The organism is Kitasatospora phosalacinea, from assembly GCF_000716545.1.
GTDB lineage: Bacteria > Actinomycetota > Actinomycetes > Streptomycetales > Streptomycetaceae > Kitasatospora > Kitasatospora phosalacinea.
In genome coordinates, this window is record NZ_JNWZ01000121.1 from 1 (window position 1) to 7,815 (window position 7,815).

The 7,815-nt window shown below is 71.4% G+C and carries 7 protein-coding genes; 1 reads left to right on the top strand and 6 read right to left on the bottom strand.

The genetic code is table 11. The annotated features are described in order from the left end of the window. Positions 1-189 precede the first annotated feature (189 nt). The 4 genes from mycP to OO48_RS33345 all read right to left on the bottom strand — a co-directional run bounded on the left by mycP (position 190) and on the right by OO48_RS33345 (position 4,529). Complete coding sequence (gene mycP, locus OO48_RS37050; protein WP_081952579.1) at positions 190-1,623, bottom strand: type VII secretion-associated serine protease mycosin; 1,434 nt, start codon at positions 1,621-1,623, stop codon at positions 190-192. 90 nt (positions 1,624-1,713) lie between these two features. Next, on the bottom strand, positions 1,714-3,213 hold the full coding sequence (locus OO48_RS37055) for a WXG100 family type VII secretion target (protein ID WP_245194913.1): 1,500 nt from the start codon (positions 3,211-3,213) through the stop codon (positions 1,714-1,716). Between the two features lie 52 nt (positions 3,214-3,265). Beyond that, positions 3,266-3,697, bottom strand: coding sequence for a hypothetical protein (locus OO48_RS33340; protein ID WP_033223241.1), 432 nt, complete (start codon positions 3,695-3,697; stop codon positions 3,266-3,268). A 142-nt stretch (positions 3,698-3,839) separates the two neighbouring features. After that, positions 3,840-4,529 carry an endonuclease V gene (locus tag OO48_RS33345; RefSeq protein WP_033223243.1) on the bottom strand — a complete coding sequence of 230 codons (690 nt, stop codon included), beginning with the start codon at positions 4,527-4,529 and terminating at the stop codon, positions 3,840-3,842. A gap of 359 nt (positions 4,530-4,888) precedes the next feature. Between OO48_RS33345 and OO48_RS33350 the strand changes: the two genes are divergently transcribed. Continuing rightward, entirely contained in the window at positions 4,889-5,179 is a 291-nt protein-coding gene (locus tag OO48_RS33350) for a hypothetical protein (protein ID WP_167346498.1), read from the top strand. 109 nt (positions 5,180-5,288) lie between these two features. Here OO48_RS33350 and OO48_RS40905 read toward each other — a convergent pair whose 3' ends face one another. Then, entirely contained in the window at positions 5,289-5,990 is a 702-nt protein-coding gene (locus OO48_RS40905) for an RDD family protein (protein WP_033223248.1), read from the bottom strand. A 121-nt stretch (positions 5,991-6,111) separates the two neighbouring features. Then, positions 6,112-7,815 (bottom strand): RDD family protein (locus OO48_RS33360; RefSeq protein WP_033223249.1); only part of this gene is annotated, 1,704 nt, incomplete at its 5' end.

Below are 7,815 nucleotides of genomic sequence, written 5' to 3' on the forward strand. Positions count from 1 at the left end.
CGGCGACCACCGAGATCTACACAAGGAGTATCGTCGGCAGCGTCAGATGTGTATAAGAGACAGCCCCAACACCCTCCCCCATTCGAGGGCGTGTCCCCTCCCCCTCCCTCCCACGCAGAACGGCCCCCCGCGAAACCACCGGCCTCCCCCGAGCCCGGCCACCCCGCGAAGGGCCGCCCCGCACTTCCCTCAACTCTGGTAAGGATTCCCCCCAGCCGGCGGCTGCACCGGATACCCCGGCTGCCCACCCTGCTGCGGCGGATACCCGGGCGCCGACTGCTGCCCCTGCGGATACCCGTACCCCGCCGCCTGCTGCCCACCCTGCTGCTGATACCCGTACCCCGGCCCACCCGGCCCACCAGCGGCCCCCGACCCACCGGAACCACCCGGACCGCCGGAACCACCACCACCGTTGCCGTTCTTGGAGCGGCGCACCATGACGACGATCAACACGATCACGATCACAGCGACGACACCGCCACCGATCGCGATCAGCATCCCGCTGTTGCTCTTGCTCCCCGAGTCACCACTCGCCTGCGGCGCAGCCGAATCACCCCCGGCCGACGCAGGCTTGGAAGCTTGCGAAGACGGCGCAGCAGAAGTCCCAGCCGCGCCACCGTTGGGCTCTGTCCGGTCCAGCAACGGGTTCCCCTTCGGCCCGTTGTCCACCGCGGAGTTGGGAGCCAGCGCCTTGGACGGAGACACGATGCCGTATCCGTACTTATCGTTCGGGAACGGACCCTTGCCCTCCGGGTGAACAGCACTACTGGTCATCCGGTTGATGACCTGACCCGCAGAGAGATTCGGATACTTCGAACGTACCAGCGCGGCAACTGCCGAAACAAAAGCCGATGCATCGGAAGTTCCCGAAGCCGTCCGATATTCCTGGTTGAGACCAGCGCTGTGGATGTTGTCGGCTGGAGCAGCCAGAGTCACCTGGGGCCCGGTGGTCGAATCGGACCAAATCTCACCATCCTCCCCGACTCCGGATACCGCAACCACGCCCGGAGATCCTGCCGGGTAGCCTACCGGAAAGCCAGGGCTGTTTCCGGAGCCCGCTACGAGGATCACATCCTTCTGGATCGCATATTCAATTGCTTCCTTGTAACCCTTGGCGTAAGGATCGGCGCCAGAGTAGGACATGTTGATGACCTTGGCGTTATGATCGACCGCGAAACGAATGGCATCGGCATCGTGCGAATGATCATTTACATTCGTAAACTGATCGCTTTGAATCCTGATGGGAAGGATCTTCGCCTTAGGCGCAAGGCCCATTACTCCAGCATTATCGCCGTGCCCATGCCCGGCAATGTTGCTGGCCATGCCCGTACCATGGCCATTGGTATCAGTCCGGCCATCCCCGCCAGCGCCGGTGAAATCAATCCCCGGGAGAACCTGCCCAGCAAGGTCCGGGTGATTGGCATTGACGCCAGTATCGATGACGGCAACGATTACCCCCTCGCCCTGACTGATGGGCCAGACCTTATCGGCCAGACCATACTTGTCCAGTACCCACTGCTGCTGGCGGTCTTGGTCCGCTGCAGCAGGCCCGGCGCTCACGCCCCACAGCAGGGCTCCGGCAGCAAGCGCGGCCAGACCGCGCACGGATCGGCTGGTCGTCAAGCCTCGTCACCCCTCGTTGAGCGGCCGCCCCGCAGACCCTCGGATCTGCAGGGCGGCCAGGTAATGTCCGACTGTTCTACTGACCGAACGTCATTCCACCACGTTCGGATTGGCCTTCTCGCCGGAAGCCCAGGTCTCCTCGTCCTCGACCAGGTAGTCCGGACGGTCCGAGGTGCCCTTCTTGGCGCGCTTGCTGCCCTGGCCGTGACCGGCCATCCCGGCGCCCTGCCCGGCAGCACCGGCCTGCCCCGCGCCACCGGCGTGACCACCGGCGGCACCAGCCGCACCCTGCTGCCCGAAGCGGCTCCGGCCGATGCCCGAACCGCCCTGGGAGAACGCCCGCCCGCCGACTCCGCCCTGCGCGGTCTCGCCGACGACGCCGCCGGCCTTCCCGGTCAGGCCGCCACCGGAACGCCCCTTCAGGCCACCGCCACTGGCACCGCCCGCACCGGCGCCACCACCGAGGCCTCCAGCGCCCACGCCGCCGGCCCGTCCACCGGCACCAGCGCCGCCGGCCGCACCGCCCGCGCCCGCACCACTACCGCCCAGGCCACCGGCGCCGAACGTTCCGGACTTCGACACGCTGTTGCCGCTGAAGCCGGCACGGCTACCACCAAGTCCGGTACCACCGGCCAGGGTTCCCCCACCATGACCGATCAGGCCACCAGTGGTGCCGCCGCCACTCAGCCCGCCACCGCCACCGCCGACCGGGCTCTGCACGCCGCCGGGGCCACCGAGCGTCGTAGTACCGCCACGAACACCACCCTGGACACCGCCCTGGATGCCGTCGATACCCGTACCGGGCCCCTTCGGCTGGGGAAGCGCGTTGGCCGTACCACCCGAGATCCCCGCATCGGTCGGGCGGACCACAGTCGGCTGGACCTTCGGAGCCTGCGGCGTCCGGCTGGAGGAACTCTTGAGCGAAGTCTGCGACCCGGAGGAACCGCTCACCCGCCCACTGGATTGCGGGATGCTTGCTCCAACACTAGCGATCGCTGCAATGAGAGCCGCCGATCCCCCATTGTCCGGCGGGGTCAACTCCTTCTTCTGATCATCGATAATCCCGCCAGGGGATTTCAACTGACCGGCAGCCACCGTATATTTAGCGGCAAGCAGTTGCATTACCCCAACCGCTTCCTCTTTCCGCGATTCAGAAATGGATTGCCGGGTATCCGCGTCGTCGATCCCGACCGACCCTTTGGCGGCATCACTGACGCCGTCGCCGACCTTGTCCCAGAAACCAGGAACCTCAGGCATATCAGCCTTGGCTTGATCGACCGCCGCAGACATCAATTGCAACGCAGTGGCCGTATTATCTGCATACGCGGCCAGGACACTGACATTCTTGGCGAGCGTGGTCATGTGCGAGTGGAAAGCATCGCTGGTTCCACCTTGCCAAGTGCTGGTGGCATCACCCGTGGCGGTTGTCAGCGACGCCTGAATACGGGTCAGCGTCTCATGGGCGCGACGCCAAGGATCAGCGGCAGCCATAATCGAACCGGAATCCATGGAGTTAACCATGGAGACCATTTCATCGTGGCTGTGTGCGGAGAAATCGGTGCCTCCGCTGCCACCGCCTTGATCCAGCATCCTCACCGTGCAACACCCCGTTCCCTGTCCGCTTCCTCGGTCTTATGCGTTGTCACCACTGCTGCCCCGCTGTACTCGCAGGTCGACTCGGCAATGTGGTTGCGGCCTTCTGGCTCGCGTCCAGATCGGTCTGGTTCCAGGTGGCAGCCCACCCGTCATGCGCCAACGTCATGCGTTGACGGGTGTCCTGCTCGTGCTCCTCGTAGTTCGCCGCAGTATGGTCCGCGTTCTGCTGCGCGATGTCGATGGCCTTCTGGATGTCTGTCAAGGTTTTGCTCAGCTCGGTGCGTACGTTCTCGTACCGCCTGTACAGATCCTGTGCCTCCGCGAAGCTGCCGAACGCCGCCGAACTGACCCCACTTGAGCCGTACACCGTCGAACCTGCAGCGCTACCCTCGAACTCGCTCAGCAAGCCGCGCACTTGCGCCGCGAACGCCCGCAGGTTGTCGACCTCGACCTCGAAGCCGTTGCCGCTCGTACTCATGTGTCTCGTACCTCCCCCGTACCTGCCGCCCCGCGCGACTGCCCGCTCGACCGTCTGGGGCCTGAAAGTAAGTTGGCTCCAACCTCTATGTCTAACACATACAACGGGCTGTCAACACGCCCCCTGGTGGGCGTGGGTGGGATCAGGGGGCGGGGACGGTGGCGGCGAGGGCTTGGCGGCAGAGGGTGTCCGCTCGGCGGGTGGTTTCGGGGAGGCGGTAGGAGGGGGTGAGGGCGAGGGTGACGGCGGTGGCTTCGTCGAGGCCGATGCGGTGGCCGACGGAGAGGAAGACGGGTTTGACGCCCTCCCGGGTGCGCAGGGCCCGGCCGACGGGGTCGGGGCCGTCGAGGAGGGGGGTCCAGTCGCCGCGGTGGTCGCCGGGGGGTTGGTGGGTGAAGGTGAAGGGGTTCTTGGCGATGCCGAGGGTGGGGAGGCCGGTGTGGACGCCGAGGTGGCTGGCGAGGCCGAGGCGGCGGGGGTGGGCGAGGCCGTAGCCGTCGCAGACGACGAGGTCGGGGGTGCGGGTGAGGCGGGCGAGGGCGTCGAGGACGGCGGGGAGTTCGCGGAAGGCGAGGAGGCCGGGGAGGTAGGGGAAGGCGACCCGGCCGACGGCGGTGGCCTGTTCGACGACGTCGAGGGTGGCGTAGTCGAGCAGGACGGCCGCGGCGGCGACGACGTCGCGCTCGTCGTCGTAGGCGACGTCGACGCCGGCGATCAACGTGCCGGGGCGGCGCGGGGGTTCGGGGCCCTCGGGGACGACCAGGGGGCGCAGGCGTTCCTGTTCGGCGCGGGCGGCCTCGGCGGTGGTGGGCCAGTCGGCGGGGACGGTCATGGCGGCTCCGGTGGTCGGGACGGGGAGGGGCCCCTGGGCGTTGTCCGTGGCGTTCCGTGCGTTCTCCCGTAGGCACGTTAGCGGGCGGACGGAGGCGGTGGCGGGGGTGGTAGTGGAGGTAGTGGGCCGGGGTGGTGGACGGGGCCGCGCGCTGCCGGGATGTGAGTCCGTGCGCCCCCCGTGCCCCCGCGTAGGTCAACTCCCGGCGGTTAGGCTGTACTTACCACTCCGCTCCGCCCCGTTCACCATCCCCTCCCCCATCCCCTCCCCCGTTCCCCGCTCCGCGCGAAGGGTCGACCGCCATGCCGCGCCCCGCCGTTCCGTCCCGTGCCGTCGCCGCGTCCCGGGCTTCCGCGCTGGTGTCCGGAAGCCGTTTCAGTGCCGTGCAGGTGGGCGTCGGCACGCTGGTCGCGGTGGTTGCCGCGGTGGCGCTGCTGGCCGTGTCCGGGGAGTCGGGGGTGTGGCGGATCGGGGTGCTGGTCGCCTTCGCCGTCGCGCTCGGGACGTTGTCCGCCGTGCTGCTGTCCCCCGGTGCCGCCCGCCGCCGCCGGACGCAGGCGGTCGCGCCGGCCGCCGTGCCCGCCGGTCCGGCCGAGCAGCCCGCGCCGGCCGCCGCCCGGGAGCCGGCGTACGCGCACCATTCCCGCTAGGCGGTTCCCACTGGGCGCGCACCGAACGCGCCGGACGAGCGAAGACTCCCGGGCCCGCGGCAGGTCAACGGCTGCCGCAGGCCCGGGGCCCAGGTGGTGTGGTCGGGTGTCAGACGGTCGAGACCACCACCGTCTTGGCCGCCTTGTCGTGGATGCACTGCCGGTAGGGCTTGTCGAAGACGCCGAACAGGCCGTCGACGGCCCACCAGAGGCCACCGCAGCAGACCAGCGCGGGGACGATGAAGACCGCGGCGCGGGTCCAGGCGGCGGCGGGGGTCGGGGAGGAGCCGTCGGCGAGCATGGCGACCCGGACCTTCATCAGCTTCTTGCCGAGCGTCTGGCCGTCCCGGCTGAGCATCAGCCCGCCGTACACCAGGTAGAGCGCGCCGCTGAGCCAGAAGGAGCCGACCCAGCCGTTCTGCTCGTCGAAGTCCAGGAACGGGAGCAGCACCACGATGGCGATCACCTGCACCATGACGTAGTCGGCCAGCGTGGCGAGGATGCGCGCGCCCCAGCCGCCGAGCGCCGGCATCCCGGGGACGGGGCCGGGGCCGTGCCCGGGCGCGCCGTAGGGCGAGCCGTACGGGTCACCGGGACCGCCGGGTTCACCGGGGCCGCCGGGGCCGCCGGGCGGGGGGCCGTAGCCGGGTGGCGGGCTGTCGTACGGGGAGCCAGGGCCGGTCGGTGCGCCGTACTGGCCGCCGTAGCCGGGCGGGGTGTCGTACGGGCTGCCCGACGACGGAGGCTGCTTGTCGAAGGAAGGCCGTCCGCCCTCCTCCGGCTCGGTTCCGGAGGGGTCGCTGGTGCTCATGGCACGAGTAGAACACCACGAATACTACGATGTTGGGATATTTGATCCGTTTCTGCCCGTTTCACCGGCTTTCTGAATGGCCGGGCCACCCCGGCGGTGGCGGCCGCCGGTTGACCGGGCATCAGCCGCGCTCGACCCGCACCACCCTGGTCCGGGCCGCCCGGTCGTGCCAGCCGCGCCGGGCCGGGCGGTCCAGCAGCGCGGCGGCCGGGCCGAGCAGGACGACGGTCCCCAGCCCGCGCACCAGCCAGCGCGCCAGCGACCGGCCGAACCCGGGGGCGCCCGTACCGCTCGCGGCGACCACCCGGACCCGGGCCATCCGCTTGCCGAAGGTCTGTCCGGTCCGGGCGATCGGCAGGACCTGGTACAGCAGACCGAACACCAGCAGCACCCCGAGGAGTGCGCCCACCCGGCCCAGCACCGCCCCGTCCAGCAGCCACACCTGGTGGTGACGGCCCGTCATGCTGGCGGCCAGCGCCGCCTTGTCGATCTTCGCCTGGACGTGCGCCCGCACCGTCCCGACCAGCGGCACCGCGACGGCCGCGCCGACCACCGCCGTGACCGCCCCGTCCACCAGCCACGCCAACGTCCGCGCCGCCACCCCCGCGGGCACCTGCGCCGGGGCCGCCGGGCGCCGCTTCCCGCCAGCGGCACCCGGAGCGGGACGGCGGGCGGACGAACCGGTACGGGGCTGCTCGGTACGGGACTGCTCGGCGCGGAGCGGCGGGCGGATCCGCTCGCTGGTGACGTGCGCCGCCCGCGGCTCCCGCCCGGCCCGCTCGGCCTCCGGTGCGCCGCCCCCAGCGGGCTCGGCCCGGTCCGAAGCCTCAGCCGGATCCGCGACCCGGGCCGCGACCTCCACCTCGGACTCGGCACTGGCACCGGCACCGGCACCGGCCTCGACCGGAACGGCCTCCGGGTCGACGCCCCAGGACACCCAGCGCGGCGCCCCGCCGGTCTCCATCAGTCCGCGCTGCGCCCGCGGATCGGCCCGCCAGCCCGAGCCGGAGTCGGCCGGCCTCGGCTGCGGCAGCGACTCCGGCACCGCTGCCGATACCGATGCCGATGCGGAAGCCGGAGCCGGAGCCGGAGCCGGAGCCGGAGCCGGCTGCTGCGACCGCGCCGGCACCGGTTCGAACAGCGCCCCGGGCGAGGCCGCCACCCCCACCGAGCCGTCCCCGGCGGCGGCGCCGCCCCCGCCCCCGTGCCAGGGGGTGCCGTCGAGCGGTCGCGCGGCGCGCGGCCCGGCCGCCCCGCCCGCGACGGGCTCCGGTTCCGGGGAGGCGGGCCCGGGCAGCTCCAGCGGCCGGACCGCGGCCTCCATCTCCAGCGCGTCCCCGGCCCCGCGCACGCTCCGCCCCTTCCGGGGCGCGACCACGGCGCCGGCCGGCAGCCCCGTGCGACCGCCGCGACCAGCGCGGCCGCCGCCCTCGCTGCCGAGGTGCAGCGCGGCCGCGGTGGCCCAGGACTCGGCCGCGACCGGCTGCAGCCCGTTCCCGGCGACCGCCCACGGAGCCACCGCAGCGGAGCCGACGGGCCCGACAGGACCGGTGGGTCGGACGGGGCGCAGCGGCTCCATCTCGTGGCGGGGCCGGACCTCCAGCTCCCCCGCGCCGGGCCCGGCCGCCGCACCCCGGGGCTCCCCGCCCGGCACCGGTTCGCCCCCGGCGCCCGCCCCGTCTCCACCCGCCCCGTCTCCACCGCCGGACTCGGGGTGGGCGGACATGGTGAAGAGGGCCTGGGCGCGGGTCTCGTCGAGGTAGATCGGGCCGGTCTCGACCAGCGGCGCGGCCGGGTCCGCGGGAGCGGCGGCGGGGGTGGGGCC

Excerpts from the sequence above, each read along its gene's own strand:
- OO48_RS40905 (WP_033223248.1), bottom strand. The coding sequence starts at position 5,990 with ATGAGCACCAGCGACCCCTCCGGAACCGAGCCGGAGGAGGGCGGACGG.
- OO48_RS33340 (WP_033223241.1), bottom strand. The coding sequence starts at position 3,697 with ATGAGTACGAGCGGCAACGGCTTCGAGGTCGAGGTCGACAACCTGCGG.
- OO48_RS33345 (WP_033223243.1), bottom strand. The coding sequence starts at position 4,529 with ATGACCGTCCCCGCCGACTGGCCCACCACCGCCGAGGCCGCCCGCGCC.
- OO48_RS37055 (WP_245194913.1), bottom strand. The coding sequence starts at position 3,213 with ATGCTGGATCAAGGCGGTGGCAGCGGAGGCACCGATTTCTCCGCACAC.